This window comes from Thiorhodovibrio winogradskyi (assembly GCF_036208045.1).
Taxonomy (GTDB): Bacteria; Pseudomonadota; Gammaproteobacteria; order Chromatiales; family Chromatiaceae; genus Thiorhodovibrio; species Thiorhodovibrio winogradskyi.
Window position 1 is genome coordinate 2,278,334 of the sequence record NZ_CP121472.1, and the last position, 16,222, is coordinate 2,294,555.

Consider the following 16,222-nt stretch of genomic DNA (forward strand, 5'->3'; position numbering starts at 1 on the left):
CAGCAGTCGAGCCAGCGCCATCATGCGGAATGTTCCCTTGGCTGCCTTGGTTTTCTCTCGTTGTGGCATTGGCCCGATGCAACCGCCAGCGCCTCGGAGTTGGCTGGTTGCTTGGGCGTTTTTTTGGAGATTTAGCCATGATCCGTGTCAATCAACCTGGGGCTTTTGACCAATCACGCATGCTTGGCCAGATTCGGCGTTGTGAGATACCGCGCTGGTTTGTCGGCCTCGCTCTTGGTATCTGGTTAAGCGTGCCACTCGGCCCGGCCCGGGCGGAGACTGATTCCCAAGCCATCTTGCCAACCCTCACCGTCACCGCCACCAAAAGCGAGCGCGCCCTCGCATCCCTGCCAGAATCGGTGAGCGTGGTGCCGCGCGAGCAGTTCGAGCGGTTTCAGCCCGATGACCTTGGCGGAGTGCTCAAGGGTCTGCCCAATGTCGCAATCGGGGGTGGGCCACGTGGTATCGGCCAGCAGATCGCGGTGCGCGGCCTGAGCGACGAGCGTTTGTTGTTCTTGCTCGATGGGGCGCGTCAAGACTTTAGTCGCGCTCATAACGCGCGCCTGTTCATCGACCCCGAGCTGCTGCGCCAGGTCGATGTGGTGCGCGGCCCGGCCTCGGCGCTCTGGGGTAGCGGCGCGCTCGGCGGCGTGATCGCGCTGGAAACCTTGGACGGCGCCGAGCTGTTGGCCCCCGGCCAGTCGCTGGGCGGGCGCGTCAAAACCGGTTATCAGGATGGCGACGGACAATGGCTGGGCAGCACGATGCTGTATGGCGCCAACGATCAGGGATGGGACGGACTGCTCAGCCTGAGCGGTCGCCAGGCTGGCGATATGCGCCTTGGTGACGGGGCGGATTTAGCGCATTCCGGTTTTCGCGAGCTGTCCGGTCTGGGCAAGGTCAATTGGCGTCCGGATGGGCGCAACGGTTTCGGGATCAGCGTGCTGGCCGGCGAGATCGATGGCGAGGTGCCCTCGAACCCGCAGACCGAGGCCACGGACGACAATCTGGTCGATCGCACCACCCGCCAGTCACATATCGCGCTGCGCTACGAGCGCGAGCAGCCGCTCAATACCTGGCTGCAGCCGTCGCTGCTGCTGTATCGCAATCACACCGACATTGACGAGCGGCGGCTGTTTGACGGGCGCCACGACCAGACTGACTTCGAGACCCTGGGCCTGGATCTGCGCAATCGCGCGCTGCTGGGTGGCGACGGACCCTGGTCGCATGTCCTGACCATGGGGTTGGACGCCTACCGCAATCGCGCCGAGGCGACACGCGATGGAGAGGCGCGCGACAGCTACCCGGATGGACGCACCCAGGTGGTGGGTTTGTACTTACAGGATGAAATATCGCTCGGCGAGCGCTGGACGCTGATTCCGGGGTTGCGCTGGGACAACTATCGCAGCGAAGCCGATGCCGCCGATATCGCCGATAACCAAGACAGCGCATTCTGGGTGAAATTCGGTGTCAATGTCGCACTGACCGATTGGTTGTCTTTGCAAGCCCTGTACAACGAAGCCTTCCGCGCGCCCTCGATCAGCGAGCTGTTCGTCTCGGGAGTGCACTTCACCTGCGGACCGGGCTGCGCCAATCTGTTCGTGCCCAATCCGAACCTCAAGCCCGAAAAAGCGCACAACACTGAGTTGGGCCTGCGCCTGCATCGCGACGGCTTGCTGACCCCGGCGGATCGCGGCGATCTGCGCGTGGCGGTGTTTCGCAACGATGTCGATGACTTCATCGACCAGATCGTTGACTTCAGCATGCACCCGGTACCAGGCAATCCAGGGCGCGGCGGCGTGACTGGTTTCGTCAATGTCGGCTCGGCCCGCCTCCAAGGCTTTGAAGTCGAGGCAAGCTATCAAGCCCCGCGCTGGTTCGCGAACGCGAACTATGGTCAAACGCGCGGCGAGGATCGCCACAGCGGCGAGCCTCTGTCGGCGATCGAGCCCGATCAATTGACGCTGCAGGCCGGACTGCGTTTTCCAATGCGCGACATCGATCTGGGCGCACGCGCCCGACTGGTGGCCGCCCAGAATCGGGTGCCGGAAGGCGGCACGCCCTCGGACGCCTACCAGCTCTATGATCTGTGGCTGAGCTGGAACCCGGCGTCGGGTCGCGGCCAGGGTCCCAGCCTGAATCTCGCCGTGGATAATCTACTCGATGCCGACTATCAGCCCTATCTCTCCGCGCTGCCAGGCCCGGGGCGCAATATCAAACTGACGCTGGCGTATCGGTTTTGATGTCCATCGATGACCAGTCCCCGCGTGACTGACGTCATCCGTGAGTTATTTTCAAGGTCTTGGGTTGAACGTGCATGCGCTATTTTGAATCCATGCTCAATGAGTACCGAACCGTGTTCCTTCAGGATGCCGCGTTTCACGCCGTGGATGGTGCCGGCCTCCTGACGCCGGGACCACGCCACGAACGCATCGGGGTGGCGGCTACCGGCTACCTGGAGCATTTGATGTTCGATAACGGCCTGTTGGCGGGGCGCTGCGATTATCGGCTCGAACGCGCGCATCAGGCGACTTTTTGCCATTTGGAGACCTTTCTCGGCGCCAGCCCGCTCGTGGAGGGCGAATTCGATCTGGCGATTCCGGATTTGCATTTCCTCGAGCGCATCCGCGCGGATCGAATCTGGGTGCGCGCCGGTCGGGTCGATGCCATGCATTATGCGCAACCAGCGCGGCAGTTCATGCGTGGTGTTTCCATCGATGTCAGCGACTCCTTGCTCGGCCACTGGCGTGAGCAAGCGCCGCAAGCCTTGAGTCAGGCGTTGCGGGCTGTCCTGGAAGATTCCAGGCCGACTTTGAAACCCTTTTCGGGCCGGTGGAATGATCTTCGGGCGCTCGCCTTGCGGTTTCTCGCGGTCGACACTTCAACACTCTGCGGTCGTCTTCAGTTCGAATCCCTGGCGCTCGATTTGCTCGCCCGCCTTCTCGGTGCCGAAGGCGACATCCGCTTGACCCGCACGGAGCGCCGCGAACGCCGTCTGCACACGGCACTGGATGACGCGCGCGCCATTTTGGACAGCGACCTGACAGCTTCGCCCACCATCGCCGAGCTGGCCCGCCGGGTGGGGCTGAACGAATGCTACTTGAAGGCCGGCTTTCGTCAGCGATTCGGCCACACCATTGGCGCCTATGTGCGCCTCCGGCGCATGGAGCAGGCCCGCGAACTGCTGGAACGCGGAGGCTATGGCGTCCAGGAAGCGGCCCTGGCCGTGGGTTTTTCCAATCTCGGCTGGTTCTCCTCGATCTTCAAGAGCCAGTTCGGCTGCCTGCCCTCGACGCTGGTTCGCCCTCGTCGGCGCTGATGGCCCATCGCGGCGTCGGATTTGACACCCGCGTCCCTTTCTCCCGATCCGAACAAGGCTATTCCCGTCACGACGAGACAGCCAGGCTACATAACGCGAATAATCCGCATATGTATTGCGATTCCAGTGGCGTGACCGACTGGACGCGACCAGGGTTCCGCGAACGGGAGTAACGCGATGATCGAATTAACGGGCGTTCCGGAGACGCTGCTCTGGACGCTGCACAACCGGGCCAGCGAGGCCCTGTGCCCCGACGGTTTCATCCGCGACGAGGAGGCCGCGCGCCTCTACCGGGCGATCGATTATGACTATGAGCGCAGCTTCGGGCGTCCGGATGGCTCGCACGCGACCCGTTCGGCGATGTTCGACGAAGTCGTCTCAAAGTGGATGCAGACGCACCCAGGTGGCACGGTGGTCGAACTCGGCTGCGGGCTAGAGACCCAGTTCCAACGAATCGACAATGGGCAGGTGCGTTGGCTGTGCGTCGACGTCCCAGAAGCCATCGCAGTGCGCAAGCTTTTCCTCGCGCCGACTGAGCGTTGTCGCTACATTGCAAAAGCGCGCTAGACCTCGCGTGGATGGATGAGGTTGAGACGTCCGAGGCCGTCTTCGTCACGGCTCAGGGGTTGTTCATGTATTTCGAGGAAAGCGAGGTCCGTCAGCTCCTGACCGCGATAGTGGAGCGATTTCCAGGTGTTGAGCTGATGTTCGACGCCATCCCGCGCTGGTTCTCACGCAAAACAATGCAAGGGCTCTGGAAAACCAAGCATTATCGTGTACCAGATATGACATGGAGTGTGAATCGCGATGAGATCGAGCCGCTACTGCGCGGTTGGAGTCCTCGGATCGCATCCGTTCGGTGGCAGCCTTACCGCCGGTTTCGTGGTTTTCCTTGGGCGCTCTTTCCGCTGATAGCCAAGGTCCCTGAGCTGCGCAAAGGGGTTCCCAGCATTGTGCAGGTCGTTAGCGCCCGGAGCGAGACGGGCGCCTAAGTCTCGCAATTCGTTGTTTAAGGAAACCGTAATGAAACATCAAAACCTCCTGTTGTCCCTGAACTGGAGGTTGCAACCTTGATCCCCGCCGACCAATCCCCGACCGCCGAGGCCCCGCCGGTGCAAGGCCGGGCCGCGCTCTGGTCGATCATGAACCCGGTGCGCGGCCAAATCCGCTTCGCCATGCTCCTGGCCATCGGCTCCGCGGTGCTTGGGCTGGGGGCCATGGGCGGTCTGGCTTTCACCGTGCACAGGTTGCTGGAAGCACCCGGCGTCTGGCCCTGGCCGACGATGGCGGCGGTGCTGGCCTGCACCGCCGCCGCCTATTCTCTGCGCCTGATCGCATTCGATCAGTCCCATTACGCCGCCTTCCGGCTGGAGACCATCCTGCGCACGCAGCTCGCCGAGCATCTGGGATCGGTCTCCATGGGCCACGTCCAGGCCATGGGCGCCGGCGCCTTGAGCAAGGTGATGTACGATGACATCAAGGCCCTTCATGTGTTCGTGGCGGACAGCACGCCCCTCTACGCTCGCGCCTACGCGACCCCGGTGGCGACCTTTTTCGTACTGCTGTGGCTGGACTGGCGCCTGGCCCTGGGCGCCACGGCGGTGCTGGTGTTTGGCTTCGGCGTCCTGAGCCTGGCGCTGCGCGACCAGGCCGAGATGACGCGGCGCTACAACGCGGCGCGCGAAGGGGTCAGCGCGGCCATCATCGAATATGTCCAGGCCATGCCGGTGGTGCGCACCTTCGACAGCGGCCAGGCCACCTTCGGCCGCTACCAGCGCGCCCTGGAAGCTTACCTGGACATGGTCATGCGCTGGTATCGCGACGCCGGCTTCGCGGCCCGCTTCTCCATGGCGACGCTCAATCCGATGCCGACCCTGGCGGTGCTGCTGTGGCTGGGGGTCTGGTTTAGCTGGCACGACAGTCTCGCCTTCAGCCATTGGCTGGCGGTGCTGTTGGTCGGCACCGGCATGGCCGAGTCCATGCTGCCGATGATGATGCTCAAACACATGGTGGACAAGGTCAAGCTGAGCGTCGCCCGCATCCAGCAGGTCATGGCGCTGCCGATCCAGTCCGCGCCGGCGCCGGGCCGCGCGCAGATCCCAACCGATGCGAGCGTGCGCTTCGAGGGAGTCGGCTTTCGCTATGGCGAGGGCGACGCCGAGGCCTTGCGGGACGTCAGCTTCAGTGTGTCGCCCGGCGCCGTCACCGCCTTGGTGGGCCCGTCTGGGGCCGGCAAGAGCACCGTCGCCAAGCTCATCCCGCGCTTTTGGGATGTCACCGCCGGGCGCATCCTGGTCGGGGGCGCCGACGTGCGGGAGATGACGGCCGATACCCTCATGGGCCAGGTGGCCTTCGTGTTTCAGGATACCTTCCTGTTCTCCGGCAGCATCGCCGACAACATCCGCCTGGGCTTGCCCGAGACCGCCATGGACGCCGTGGAGGCGGCGGCGCGTGCGGCCCAGGCCCATGATTTCATCACCGCCCTGCCGCGCGGCTATGACACCCCGGTCGGGGAACGCGGGCTGTTTCTGTCAGGCGGGCAGCGCCAGCGCATCACCATCGCCCGCGCTATTCTGCAGGACCACCCGATCCTGGTACTGGACGAGGCCACTGCCCATGCCGACCCGGAGAACGAGGCGGCCCTGGTGGCGGCCCTATCGGCCCTGATTCGCGGCAAGACGGTGATCGTGGTGGCCCACCGCCTGGCCACGATCCGCGACGCCGACCAGATTCTGGTCTTCGACCGGGGCCGGCTCACCGAAGCGGGTCGCCACCAGGCACTGGTGACGGCTGGCGGCGCCTACGCCCGTCTTTGGCGGGGCTACGAGCGCGCCCAGCATTGGGCGTTGGGCGAGCAAGTTGCCGCGACCGCGGGAGTAACTCCATGAGCAGCGCGCACGAGAGTCCCCGCCCCATCACCCCCTGGCGCGAGACCTACCGGCAGCTCTTGACCAGCGTCGGCGACCATGCCCCGGCCCTGCGCGCCAGCCTGATTGGCCTGGCGCTGGCTGCCGCCTTGCAGGGATTGGCCTTGGCCTGCATCGCGCCCCTATTCGTCGCCGTGCTGAGCCGGCCGAACCCCCAGGCCGCTCTGGCTTGGCTGATCGCCATGTCCGGGCTGATGGCCGCCGCCACCGCCCTGCGCTGGCAAGCCCAGGGCTTCGACTACACCGGCCGCATGGCCGCCGCCACCCACGCTCTGCGCACCCGCCTGGGAGAGCAGTTGCGGCGCATGCCGCTGGAGGCGATTCAAGGCAAGCGGGCCGGGGAACTTCATGCCACCCTGCTCGGTCATGTGGACGAGAACCTCCATTACAGCCTGACCATCCTCAACCTTATTTTCATCGCCCTGATCACACCGCTGACCACCGCGCTGGCCTTGCTGGCGGTTGACTGGCGCCTGACTCTGGCCCTGCTGCTGCTGTTTCCCGCCATCCTGCCCCTCTACCATTGGCGCCGCCCGGCCTTCGGCCGCGGCATGCGTCAGTTGGCGCAGGCCCATGAGCGCATCGGCGCCGACCTCGTCGAGTACGCCCAGGGCCTGCCGGTGCTGCGCGCCGCCCGCTGCACCGGCCAAGGGGCCGAGCGCTTGCGCGCTGGCTTCATCCATCTGGAGCGAATACAAACTGACAACCACCGCCAGGGCGCCCGTCCGAGCCTGGTGGTCGCCAGCGTGGTGGAGTTGGGTCTGCTGCTGATCCTGGCCCTGGGCGTGACCTGGGTGGTCGGCGGCCGCCTGGATCTGGCCGTGCTGGCGGCGGTGTTCGTCATCGTTGCCCGCTACGCCGAGCCGCTGGCCACCTTCGTGCTCTACACCGCCATTCTGGAACTGATCGAAACCGCCCTGGAGCGCATCGCGGCCCTGCTGGCGGTACCGCCCCTGCCCCAAGCGGTGCCCGCCGCGCGGCCGGCCAGCTACGAGGTCGCCTTCGAAGGGGTCGGTTTCCGCTACGCCGAGGCCACCGAGCCGGCGCTGCGGGCCTTCACCGCCAGCCTGCCGGCCCGCCGCCTCACCGCCCTGGTCGGACCATCTGGCTCCGGCAAGACCACCGTGACCCGCCTGCTGCTGCGCCATGCCGATCCCCAGGAAGGTCGCGTCACCATCGGCGGCGTCGACCTCCGCCGGATCCCGCCGGAGGCGCTCAACGCCATGGTCTCGGTGGTGTTCCAGGACGTCTACCTGTTCGACGACACGGTGCTGGCCAACATCCGCATGGCGCGCCCAGAGGCCGCGGACGAGGAGGTTGAGGCGGCCGCCCGCGCCGCCCAGTGTCTCGACTTCATCGAACGTCTGCCCCAGGGCTGGCACACCCGACTGGGAGATATCGGCGGACGCCTGTCCGGCGGTGAGCGCCAGCGCATTTCCATCGCCCGCGCGCTACTCAAGGATGCCCCCATTGTCGTCCTCGACGAACCCACCGCGGCTCTCGACAGCGAGAGCGAGTTGGCGGTGCAGCGGGCCATCGATACTCTGGTGCGCGACAAGACCGTGATCGTTATCGCTCACCGGCTCTCGACCATCGTCGCCGCGGATCAGATCCTGGTGCTGGACGGCGGGCGCCTAGTCGAACGCGGTCGTCACACCGAGCTGCTCGCCGCCGGCGGCCGCTATCGCGCCATGTGGAATGCCCAGCAGGCGGTCAAAACCTGGCGGCTGGGATGCGCGGCAAGCACCGCCTCCGCCCCGAGCTAAGAGGGACTGCTTATGGACATCATAATTTTCATATAAGACGCAGCTAGCGAATTTGACGTTTCGCTGCGTTAGGTCGTGTTCCGCAACGCAGCCTTTATGTTATGGACTATCAGATGTCTTTTATCTTGCGAATAGATCTTGTTTGTGTTTTTATTCAGGAATCTTATGTTATCTTCTGTTACCCCATGGTTTGATCGCTTCGCACTCGCGCTGTTCGTCTGCTCCTTGGTGATCGCCGGCTCCCAGGCCAGCGCCGAGACTCCGGCGCGTGCCGAGACGCTTCAGGCTGTTGAGCTTGAAACCCTAAACGAGGAAATCGCCTCGCAGCAGACCATCAAACAGCTGGACGCGGAAACCCGCCAGATGCGTGACGAGTACTGGACGCTGCTGGCGCGCCAGCAATAACTGGCGCGGCGCGAGCAGGCCTTGACGGCGGATCTCGAGCGCCAGGCCGAGACCCTGGAGAGGCTCGAGCGGCAATTGCGTCGCGTGCCGCCGGATGCGGATCTCGACGCCTTTCTCCGCCAACTGGTGGAGGCTTTGGAGGCCTTCGTGCGCGCCGATCTGCCCTTCCGGCGCGCGGCGCGGCTCAAGCGCGTCGAGCAACTCGGCCGGCTGCTGGAACGCCCGGATGCGACGCCGGCCGAACGGTTACGCCAGATCCTGCTCGCCTACCAGCACGAATTGAACGACGGGCGCAACATCGAGGCCTATGACGGCGAGCTGATTGGGACTGTGGCCGCAGACGGGAATGCCGATCACGCCGATGCCGCCGAGGAAAAGGACAATCAAGAGCAAGCGGACGAGCGACCCTGGGTCACTTACTTGCGTTACGGTCGTGTGGCCTTGGTTTACCAGCACCTGGATGGCGCGCGCGGCGGTTGGTGGAATCGGGAAGCGGGAGGCTGGCGGCCGTTGCAGCCGGCGCTCAACCGGGAGGTGCGCCGTGCGATTCGCATCGCCCGCAAGCAGATGCCGCCCGATCTGGTGCTGGCGCCGCTGCGCAAATAGAACCGGCCGTCGCTGTTGCTTTTGGATCCGTCGTTGATGTTGAACCCATTCATGAAACCCATGCCCCGCTTGTCGCGCCCTGTTTGCCACGCCCTGCTGGCGCTGCTGCTGACCCTGACGTTTTCGCCCGCCGCACCCGCCGAGACGCCGGAGCTTGCGCGCTTGATCGAACAGGCCAAGCAGGCGCAAGCGGCGGCACGCGAGCACCAGGCCGCGCGCGAAGCCGACTTCGAGCGGCAGTGGGAGGCCATCGCCGCGGAATACCAACCGTTCAAGGACGCCGTGGAGGCCCAGCAAGAACAAGTCGATGCCCTGGAGGCGCGCCAGCAGGCGCTCGCCGCCCAGGTCGCCCAAGCGCGCAAGGCTTTGACGGATCGCCTGGGCCCCTACGCCGGCCTATTCGAAGTGGCGCGCCAGCAGGCCGCCGAGCTTGAGCGCCAGTTGCGCGACTCACTGATCGACACCGAACAGCCGCGCCGCACTGAGGGCCTCGCCCGGCTCGCCGAGGGCGAGCAGCTGCCGGAACCCGAGCAACTGAACGGTTTGCTGGTCACGCTGCTGGAAGCCCTTCAAGCCCAAAGCGAGGTCAAGACCTTCACCGCGCCGGTGATCCAGGCGAGCGGCGGCGAGGCGCGGGTCGCGGTCACGCGCATTGGTTCCTTTGTCGCCCTGCATGCCGGGCGCTATCTCGACTACCGCGTGGAGGACAACTCACTCCGGGAACTCGGGCGCCAACCCGGTGGCCGCTACCGCCAGGCCGCCCGGGCGGTCGAGGAGGCCGCGCCCGGGCAAGTGATCACCGGCGCCATCGATCCGTCGCGCGGAGCCATCCTCGGCCTGCTGGTGCAGACGCCCAACCTGATGGAACGCTTGCGCCAGGGCGGTCTGGTCGGTTATCTGATCCTTGGGCTGGCGGCGGTGGGCGGGTTGTTGGCGGTGGTGCGCATCCTGCACCTGCGCCTGACCCTGGCGCGCGTTCGCCGTCAGTTGGAGCGCGCTGACCGGCTCCAGCCCAACAATCCGCTCGGGCGGGTACTTCTCGCGCTCCAGGAGATTAAGCCCGGCAGCGATCTGGAGCTGATGGAACACCGGCTCGATCAAGCCATTCTGGAGGAAACCCCGCGCCTCAATCGAGGTCTGACGCTGCTGAAACTGCTCGCCGCCATCGCCCCACTGATGGGGCTGCTTGGCACTGTGGTGGGGATGATTCTCACCTTCCAGGCCATCAGTCTCTATGGCGCCGGGGATCCCAAGCTGATGGCCGGCGGCATCTCCCAAGCCCTGGTCACCACGGTGCTGGGGCTGATCACCGCCATCCCGCTGCTGCTGCTGCATAGCTTCGCCAACGGCAGCCGGCGGCGCATCGAGGAGATCCTGGAAGAACAAGCCGTCGCCCTGGTGGCGCGACAACTGGAGGGCGGCCAGGCCGGGGACGCATGAACGCGGTGCTGGAACAGCTTCATCCGCGGTTGCTGGGCATCAGCGATTTGCAGGATTTTCTTGAACTCGGCGGGCCGGTGTTGCTGCTGGTGTTGGGAGCCGGTTTGCTGCTGTGGTTTCTGGTATTTGAGCACTTGCTGTATCTGGCCTGGGGCCAAAAGCAGGATCTGCGCGAGATCGAGCATCAGTGGCGGGCGCGCGCCGAGCACCAGAGTTGGCATGCGCGGCGAGTGCGTCAAGGCTTAATCAGCGAGCTGCGTCAGCGCGCCTGGCGCCACTTTCATCTGATCAAGACCCTGATCGCCCTGGCCCCCCTGCTGGGCCTGCTCGGCACCGTGACCGGCATGCTCGAAGTCTTCGACGTGCTGGCGCTGACAGGTTCCGCCAACCCCCGCGCCTTGGCGGCCGGGATTTCGCGCGCGACCATTCCCACCATGGCGGGCATGGTGATGGCGCTGTCGGGGCTCTATGCCGCCGCCCTGCTGGAGAGCTGGATCAAGCGCCGGCTGCGCCGGATCGACAACCAATTCTCCTTGACGGCAGACCCTCCGGAGCAGACCTCAAACAACAACCCCGATCTAGCCCCCAAGGTGATCCATGCGACGCCGTAGACACCTCGACACCGACGACAGCAGCATCGACCTCACCCCCATGTTGGATGTGGTGTTCATCATGCTGATCTTTTTTATCGTCACCGCCACCTTCGTCAAGGAAAGCGGTGTCGAGTTCGCGCGCCCGGTGGCGGCCACCGCCGAGGATCGTGACACCTCGACTCTGTTCATCGGCATCGATGCCCAACAACGCATCTGGATTGACCGCCGCCAGGTTGAGCTGGCGGCGGTGCGAGCGCTGGTGGAACAAGCCGCCAAAGAGCATCCCCACGGCGGGGCGGTGATTCAAGCCGATGTCTCGGTCGATACCGGATTGCTGGTTCAGGTGCTCGATCACCTGCGCCTGGCCGGCATCGACAAGGTGGCGGTGGCGGCTGAGCGCCCCTAGCCCGAGCTGCGCGCGTCCATGCATCCGCTGCTGCGAACCCTCGGCGCCCTGCCACTCGCCTTGGCCGCCATCCTGACGCTGGTGTGGCTGATGCAGACCCTGATCAGCCCACGCACCCAGGACACGCAACAGCCGCCGTTCGCGCCCAAGCTCGTCTATGTGATGGAGCCCGCGACGCGCGCCACCGAAGTGCCCCAAGCCGTCACCGAACCCCCGCCGCCAGCGGAGCCGCGACCCGAGCCCCCCGAGCCGCCCGAACCACTGGAACCCGAACCCCTGCCCGAGCCGCTCGAACTGCCCTTGGACCCCCGACCCTTGGATCTGCCGGCGGTGGAACAGCCACCCGAGCCCAAGCCCAAGCCGCGCGCGCAACCCGCGATCCAGCCCCAGCCGGCCAGCCCGCCGAGGCCCAGGCCTCAGCCGGCTGCCACACCCAGGCCGCCCGCGCCCAAGCCCGCCGCGCCCGCCACCTTCAACCGGCGCCCCATCGCCGCGCCGCGGCCCAGTTATCCCGCCACCGCCAAGCGCCGGCGAATCGAGGGTACTGTGACGGTGCGGTTCACCGTCACCCGCCAGGGTCTGGTGCGCGACCCGCAAGTGATCGCGGCCCATCCGTCCGGTGTCTTCGAACAGGCGGCGCTGGAGGCCATCCGACGCTGGCGCTTCCGCCCACAAGCGGCGGATTTTCCTGGCGTGACCCAAAAGATCCGCTTCAGTCTCCGCAACTAGTTTCACCGAGGTGCCCGACGAGGCCAGGACGATGAACCATTCGCGAATGTCCCCACAGCGATTTCTCCCGCTGATTGTGCTGCTGCTCGCGGCCAGCGTCGAGGCCGCGCCGGTGATCGGCGCCGCGCTCCAGGCGCCCTTGCAACAGGTCATCCGCCATCTTGAGCAGAACCGCCCCGCGGCGGCCATCGACGCCTTGCGGGACTTGCAGCAACGCCAGCCTCTGAGCCATTACGAGCAGGCCAGCCTGCAACGGTTTCTTGGTCAGGCCTATTTCCAGGGCGAGCAGCCGGAATTGGCCATTCAAGCATTTGAGCAGTCGCTCGCTTCCGAGGCGCTGACGCGCGCTGAACAACAGGACATTCGCTACCTGCTAGGCCAGCTCTACCTCAAGCAAGACCGTCCCCGACTGGCCATCGAGCAACTGCGCGGCCTTGATCCGGGCGACTATCCTCGCGCCGCCTCCTACCTTTGGCGGGCGCAGACCGCCACCGGTGCCCATGACGAGGCCATCGCGACGGCGCAGCGGCTGTTGCAGGGCAAATCCCGCCCCGCGCCGGATGACATCAACCATCTGTTGGCGCTGTATCGCCAAGCCGAGCGCCCGGAGCCGGCCAGGGCGCTTGCCCGCGAAGCGGTGGGCTGGTACCCCGCCGAGCGCCGCTACTGGCAGGAACTGGCCCGGCTGCAGCTGCAACTGGGCGAAAAGCGCGCGGCTGCGGCAACCCTGCAAACGATGGAACGCCTGGGCCTGGCGCTGACGGCACAGGAACGCGACCGCCTGATCAGACTCTACCTGCACCTCGACGCGCCGCTCAAGGCCGCCGAGTTGCTGGAACAAGGGCTGGCCGATGGAGACCCGCGGAACAACGCCCAGCATCGAGCACGTCTCGCCGCGGCCTGGCTGCAAGCACGCGCCTGGCAGCAGGCGGAGCGGGAATTGGAAGCGCTTGTCGCCGAACAACCGCGGACCGACCCCGACCGACTCGCGGACCTGGCCTATTGCCACTACCAGCAAGGGCACTGGAACCAGGCCATCGCCAACTATCGCCAGGCCTTGGCCGCCGGTCGGCCAGCCGACCCGGGAAGGGCCTGGCTCCTGCTCGGCATCGCCGCCATCAAGGCGAAGGATGGTGATACCGCACAAGCCGCCTTGCAAGAGGCCGAGGCTTATCCGCGGCAACATCAGCAGGCGAATCAGTGGCTTTCGTTCCTGCGCTTGCAGCCCGACCTGAATAGGGAGTCGGCAGTTGACGCGTCTGATGGGCGGCTCGCTGGACGTGGATAGCGAGCCGGGTCTGGGCAGCTGCTTCGAGACGCGGCTGCCGTTGCCGGCGACCGCGACACCAGAACGCCATCTAACGATGCTTTGCGTGACCAGGCTCAGGCCCGATGCGAGCGCGCCCGCGCCGGCGAACCGGATGCGCTTCAGGATGCCGCCCCCCTGGCCGGCGCGTTGGAATACATCCGTCAAAGCGACATCAAATGGGCACTGAGTTGTTCACCCATCAGCGGATTTTGCCCCAGGGTTGCAATGGGCAGCCGCAGGCGGCCGGGAAGAGAGTGCTGAACACTGATCATGAAAAAGAGGAAGCCAGGACCATGCTCGGATCCTAAACTGCCGGGTCATCTCGCAAGCGCGCATCAATACGGCTGGAGTCGTGCGACTGGTGTCGGCACGGGTTTTCTGGGTGCGCCGTCCTCCACAATCCAATCTCGCGCGAAAATCTCGAATTCCAGTGGTCGGGCATAAAGGTATCCTTGGTGCGGTTGACAGCCCACGGCCAGGGCGATGATGGCGCGCACCACCGCATCGCCATTGCCGCCCTGGCCGAGTTCCTGGACGAAGGAGCGGTCAATTTTCAGCGTATCGAGCGGAAAGCGCCTGAGATGAGATTCCCAAGCAACGAATAGCCGGTGCGGAAATCGTCCAGCGCGATGGCCACGCCCAGTTCATGCAAGGCGTTGAGATTGTCGAGAACGCTGGCGGCTCTGGACATCGTCCAGCAGCGCCAGATCTGGCATCAGCGATTGCAAGGAGGCGAGCGCCGCCTCGCCACTCGCCGCTTCCGCGATCTGGACATTGACAGCCTTTGCCGCGATTGAATGACGCAGTCGTGTTTGTGACAGGATAGTTCCCTCAACAAGGTCCAGCGCCGGCTGCGCCGCGAAGGCGGTCCGGACAGAAAGGCGTCCCACAGCCAGGCACACAGCCGCTCCCGCAGCCTGCATGCTGGTTGCGCGGACTGGGGTGGGGGTGCCTGATGGCTGCTGGACTTGGCGTCATAAGGCCGTCTGCGGTTATTACTGTGTTTCATGCGGTGCACTTCTCTCCAGGAAAGTCTGATGACTGTTCGGGGTCACTCCCGAGGTGGCCTTGGTGAGCGAATGGGACGGCTTTGCTGACTTGTGTTTTGGCTTGGCTTTCTGACCGGTCATCAAGGATCTCCTCGCCAGGTTCAGGTCATCCCAGGCCATCACCGCGTCGCGGCCGTTGCGCTTGACCCAATAAAGCGCCTCGTCGGCGCGTCTGAGGATCTCCTGGCTGGAACTGGGCCTCGGCCCCTTCTTTGAAGAAGTCGATGTCCAGGATGACCACGGCGAAGGCGGCGCCATGGCGCCGGGAGTAGGCCAGGCTGGCATCCATGCGCTCCCAGAAATAGCGCGAGTTGTAGAGTCCGGTCAGGCGGTCTGTGATGGCTTCGCGGCGCATGGATTCATTCAGGGCGAGAATGCGCTCGGACTGACGATAAACCATTTCCTCGCGCGTGCGGATGCCGGCGCGCATGCGCTCAATGTCCCGTTTGAGGCGGTTCAGCTCGTTCTCGTCATCCGGGTCGTGGGGCTCGGGCGCGATCTTGATTGGCACGCGAAAATTGCCCTGCTTGAGCCCGGTCAACACGGATTGAATCTCGCGGATGTCGCGTTCGGCCATCCAAGGCATGAAAAAGGGCAGCAAGGCATGGATGGCGACCAGGTTCAGCAGGGTGAAGATGCCCAGAAATTCGAGATGCACGACATTCAAGCCGAACAGCAGCGGCCCGAAGGCGGCGTAGCCGAGCAGCAGAATGACGAACACTGCCAGGCGTTCGCGGTTTATCAGACGCAGTTGCATCGCAATTCTAGGCGAACGAGCGACGGGCGTGGTTGTTGAAGCTCAGCGATGCACGCCTGGGGTGATCACGGGCCATTGCCTGGAAAGGGATTCTGCCGGTGGCAACCACAGCAAGCCGGCCAGTACCAGCCCGACAATCACGACCGAGGTGAGCATGGAATGGCCGTGCCGCCCGCGAATCGCTGGTGAGCGCAAGCGCGGGCCATGAGGCGCGCGCGGGAGTTGATTGATCCTGGGGCATCTTGAGTGCTTGCGGTTGGTGGTGGGCATGGTCAGCAGGGTTGGCATCGCTTGGACTCCCGTGGTGGTTTAAAACAAGGTGAAATTTTCGGCTAGACGGCTTGACAGACGCGAACTGGCACAGTAACCTAAACACGAATCATTCGCAAGAACTATTTTGTTGGCTGATTGCGGCTGTCGCCACGCCCCGTCCCCCACGCCCCGTCCGCCATGGGCTTGACGCCAGTCGGTTGCGCTGCATTGATCCTTGATCACAGGAGATTTCGCCATGCCCGCTGATGATCCGAAAACCACCGCCAATCCCTTTTCCACGCACGCCCTGGCCGCAACGCCGGCGCAAGATCGGGAAGCGCCCGACCCCAGCACGGCGGTAGACGCCCTCTGGCTAGAGGATGTCACGCGCGCGCAAACCGCCGATTCGCTAAGACAAAGAGCCGCGACCTTGCTTCAAGGCTATCTGCGCGCCCCTTCTCGCCAACTGGCCGAACAGTTGGGCGCCTGCTTCGCGAGTCTTGCCTGGCATCCCGAGGTGTGCCGCGATCCGCGCTGCCATTGCGCCTATCGCGGCCTGGTACGCCATTGGTTCTGGCTGGCGGGTTCGGGTGGTTGCCAGCCAGGTTGAGGCAAGGAGCGCCCCGGTCAATTTGCTTTCATCCCAACGGCTTTCAGTCGATAG

The 16,222-nt window shown here is 64.9% G+C and carries 17 protein-coding genes; 14 read left to right on the top strand and 3 right to left on the bottom strand.

The window, feature by feature from the left end; genetic code table 11:
- Positions 1-137: 137 nt before the first annotated feature.
- The 13 genes from Thiowin_RS10110 to Thiowin_RS10170 all read left to right on the top strand — a co-directional run bounded on the left by Thiowin_RS10110 (position 138) and on the right by Thiowin_RS10170 (position 13,479).
- Positions 138-2,243 carry a TonB-dependent hemoglobin/transferrin/lactoferrin family receptor gene (locus Thiowin_RS10110; protein WP_328987605.1) on the top strand — a complete coding sequence of 702 codons (2,106 nt, stop codon included), beginning with the start codon at positions 138-140 and terminating at the stop codon, positions 2,241-2,243.
- Between the two features lie 74 nt (positions 2,244-2,317).
- Positions 2,318-3,319, top strand: a complete 1,002-nt coding sequence (locus tag Thiowin_RS10115) for a helix-turn-helix transcriptional regulator (RefSeq protein ID WP_328987606.1) — start codon at positions 2,318-2,320, stop codon at positions 3,317-3,319.
- Positions 3,320-3,496: 177 nt separating this feature from the next.
- Complete coding sequence (locus Thiowin_RS10120; RefSeq protein WP_328987607.1) at positions 3,497-3,886, top strand: class I SAM-dependent methyltransferase; 390 nt, start codon at positions 3,497-3,499, stop codon at positions 3,884-3,886.
- Positions 3,887-3,897: 11 nt separating this feature from the next.
- Complete coding sequence (locus Thiowin_RS10125) at positions 3,898-4,311, top strand: hypothetical protein (protein WP_328987608.1); 414 nt, start codon at positions 3,898-3,900, stop codon at positions 4,309-4,311.
- Between the two features lie 78 nt (positions 4,312-4,389).
- The gene (locus Thiowin_RS10130) at positions 4,390-6,207 is read left to right on the top strand and encodes an ABC transporter ATP-binding protein (RefSeq protein WP_328987609.1); all 1,818 of its coding nucleotides are present in this window, start codon (positions 4,390-4,392) and stop codon (positions 6,205-6,207) included.
- The gene (locus tag Thiowin_RS10135) at positions 6,204-8,012 is read left to right on the top strand and encodes an ABC transporter ATP-binding protein (protein WP_328987610.1); all 1,809 of its coding nucleotides are present in this window, start codon (positions 6,204-6,206) and stop codon (positions 8,010-8,012) included. Before Thiowin_RS10130 ends, Thiowin_RS10135 begins: the two co-directional genes overlap by 4 nt.
- A 165-nt stretch (positions 8,013-8,177) precedes the next feature.
- The gene (locus Thiowin_RS10140) at positions 8,178-8,417 is read left to right on the top strand and encodes a hypothetical protein (protein WP_328987611.1); all 240 of its coding nucleotides are present in this window, start codon (positions 8,178-8,180) and stop codon (positions 8,415-8,417) included.
- Positions 8,418-8,438: 21 nt separating this feature from the next.
- The gene (locus Thiowin_RS10145) at positions 8,439-9,023 is read left to right on the top strand and encodes a DUF3450 family protein (RefSeq protein WP_328987612.1); all 585 of its coding nucleotides are present in this window, start codon (positions 8,439-8,441) and stop codon (positions 9,021-9,023) included.
- Positions 9,024-9,074: 51 nt separating this feature from the next.
- Positions 9,075-10,463, top strand: coding sequence for a MotA/TolQ/ExbB proton channel family protein (locus Thiowin_RS10150; protein WP_328987613.1), 1,389 nt, complete (start codon positions 9,075-9,077; stop codon positions 10,461-10,463).
- On the top strand, positions 10,460-11,074 hold the full coding sequence (locus tag Thiowin_RS10155; RefSeq protein ID WP_328987614.1) for a MotA/TolQ/ExbB proton channel family protein: 615 nt from the start codon (positions 10,460-10,462) through the stop codon (positions 11,072-11,074). Before Thiowin_RS10150 ends, Thiowin_RS10155 begins: the two co-directional genes overlap by 4 nt.
- Entirely contained in the window at positions 11,061-11,462 is a 402-nt protein-coding gene (locus Thiowin_RS10160; protein ID WP_328987615.1) for an ExbD/TolR family protein, read from the top strand. Before Thiowin_RS10155 ends, Thiowin_RS10160 begins: the two co-directional genes overlap by 14 nt.
- Positions 11,463-11,480: 18 nt before the next feature.
- Positions 11,481-12,191, top strand: a complete 711-nt coding sequence (locus tag Thiowin_RS10165) for an energy transducer TonB (RefSeq protein ID WP_328987616.1) — start codon at positions 11,481-11,483, stop codon at positions 12,189-12,191.
- A gap of 46 nt (positions 12,192-12,237) precedes the next feature.
- Entirely contained in the window at positions 12,238-13,479 is a 1,242-nt protein-coding gene (locus tag Thiowin_RS10170; RefSeq protein ID WP_328987617.1) for a tetratricopeptide repeat protein, read from the top strand.
- 574 nt (positions 13,480-14,053) lie between these two features.
- Here Thiowin_RS10170 and Thiowin_RS10175 read toward each other — a convergent pair.
- The 3 genes from Thiowin_RS10175 to Thiowin_RS10185 all read right to left on the bottom strand — a co-directional run bounded on the left by Thiowin_RS10175 (position 14,054) and on the right by Thiowin_RS10185 (position 15,594).
- Positions 14,054-14,191, bottom strand: a complete 138-nt coding sequence (locus tag Thiowin_RS10175) for a hypothetical protein (RefSeq protein ID WP_328987618.1) — start codon at positions 14,189-14,191, stop codon at positions 14,054-14,056.
- A gap of 464 nt (positions 14,192-14,655) precedes the next feature.
- Positions 14,656-15,306, bottom strand: coding sequence for a GGDEF domain-containing protein (locus Thiowin_RS10180; RefSeq protein ID WP_328987619.1), 651 nt, complete (start codon positions 15,304-15,306; stop codon positions 14,656-14,658).
- Positions 15,307-15,348: 42 nt separating this feature from the next.
- Positions 15,349-15,594 carry a hypothetical protein gene (locus Thiowin_RS10185; protein WP_328987620.1) on the bottom strand — a complete coding sequence of 82 codons (246 nt, stop codon included), beginning with the start codon at positions 15,592-15,594 and terminating at the stop codon, positions 15,349-15,351.
- A gap of 220 nt (positions 15,595-15,814) precedes the next feature.
- Here Thiowin_RS10185 and Thiowin_RS10190 point away from each other — a divergent pair, with 220 nt between their 5' ends.
- Positions 15,815-16,168, top strand: coding sequence for a hypothetical protein (locus Thiowin_RS10190; protein ID WP_328987621.1), 354 nt, complete (start codon positions 15,815-15,817; stop codon positions 16,166-16,168).
- Positions 16,169-16,222 lie beyond the last annotated feature (54 nt).

What these genes read in the sequence shown, in the direction of transcription:
- Thiowin_RS10125 (WP_328987608.1), top strand. Translation starts at nt 3,898, where the DNA reads ATGGATGAGGTTGAGACGTCCGAGGCCGTCTTCGTCACGGCTCAGGGG.
- Thiowin_RS10120 (WP_328987607.1), top strand. Translation starts at nt 3,497, where the DNA reads ATGATCGAATTAACGGGCGTTCCGGAGACGCTGCTCTGGACGCTGCAC.
- Thiowin_RS10150 (WP_328987613.1), top strand. Translation starts at nt 9,075, where the DNA reads ATGAAACCCATGCCCCGCTTGTCGCGCCCTGTTTGCCACGCCCTGCTG.
- Thiowin_RS10165 (WP_328987616.1), top strand. Translation starts at nt 11,481, where the DNA reads ATGCATCCGCTGCTGCGAACCCTCGGCGCCCTGCCACTCGCCTTGGCC.
- Thiowin_RS10180 (WP_328987619.1), bottom strand. Translation starts at nt 15,306, where the DNA reads ATGCAACTGCGTCTGATAAACCGCGAACGCCTGGCAGTGTTCGTCATT.
- Thiowin_RS10175 (WP_328987618.1), bottom strand. Translation starts at nt 14,191, where the DNA reads ATGTCCAGAGCCGCCAGCGTTCTCGACAATCTCAACGCCTTGCATGAA.
- Thiowin_RS10155 (WP_328987614.1), top strand. Translation starts at nt 10,460, where the DNA reads ATGAACGCGGTGCTGGAACAGCTTCATCCGCGGTTGCTGGGCATCAGC.
- Thiowin_RS10135 (WP_328987610.1), top strand. Translation starts at nt 6,204, where the DNA reads ATGAGCAGCGCGCACGAGAGTCCCCGCCCCATCACCCCCTGGCGCGAG.
- Thiowin_RS10190 (WP_328987621.1), top strand. Translation starts at nt 15,815, where the DNA reads ATGCCCGCTGATGATCCGAAAACCACCGCCAATCCCTTTTCCACGCAC.
- Thiowin_RS10185 (WP_328987620.1), bottom strand. Translation starts at nt 15,594, where the DNA reads ATGCCAACCCTGCTGACCATGCCCACCACCAACCGCAAGCACTCAAGA.
- Thiowin_RS10140 (WP_328987611.1), top strand. Translation starts at nt 8,178, where the DNA reads ATGTTATCTTCTGTTACCCCATGGTTTGATCGCTTCGCACTCGCGCTG.
- Thiowin_RS10110 (WP_328987605.1), top strand. Translation starts at nt 138, where the DNA reads ATGATCCGTGTCAATCAACCTGGGGCTTTTGACCAATCACGCATGCTT.
- Thiowin_RS10170 (WP_328987617.1), top strand. Translation starts at nt 12,238, where the DNA reads ATGTCCCCACAGCGATTTCTCCCGCTGATTGTGCTGCTGCTCGCGGCC.
- Thiowin_RS10160 (WP_328987615.1), top strand. Translation starts at nt 11,061, where the DNA reads ATGCGACGCCGTAGACACCTCGACACCGACGACAGCAGCATCGACCTC.
- Thiowin_RS10115 (WP_328987606.1), top strand. Translation starts at nt 2,318, where the DNA reads ATGCGCTATTTTGAATCCATGCTCAATGAGTACCGAACCGTGTTCCTT.